The organism is Bacillus sp. SIMBA_008 (genome assembly GCF_046535495.1).
Classification (GTDB): domain Bacteria; phylum Bacillota; class Bacilli; order Bacillales; family Bacillaceae; genus Bacillus; species Bacillus subtilis.
In genome coordinates this window covers 1-264 of the sequence record NZ_JAWRWL010000637.1, presented here as the reverse complement: position 1 = coordinate 264, position 264 = coordinate 1, and the positions used below count along the sequence as shown (strand labels likewise).

1 protein-coding gene is annotated in these 264 nt (G+C 69.7%); it reads left to right on the top strand.

From position 1 onward, the window contains the following. Window positions 1-264: hypothetical protein (locus SB658_RS24770; RefSeq protein ID WP_410603048.1), on the top strand; the 264-nt coding region annotated here is incomplete at both ends.

The window sequence follows — 264 nt, the reverse complement described above, 5'->3', positions numbered from 1 at the left end:
CACCTGCGCGCGGCACTCGCGCTGGAGGAGGAGGAAGCCGGCACGGCGACCTCCGCGACCATCCCCTCCCTGCGCGTGTTCTCGGCGACCGACGAGGGTGACGAGTACCAGGGAGACCTGCTGCTCACCGATCAGACCTACGCGGCGATCGAGAACGCCGGCAGCGATGAGATCACGTTCCTCGTGCTCTCGTCGGCCGCTCATCCCGCGAGCATCCTCGCCGGTCTGCGGGTCGCGCAGTCGGTCGTGGTCGTCACGCGCGAG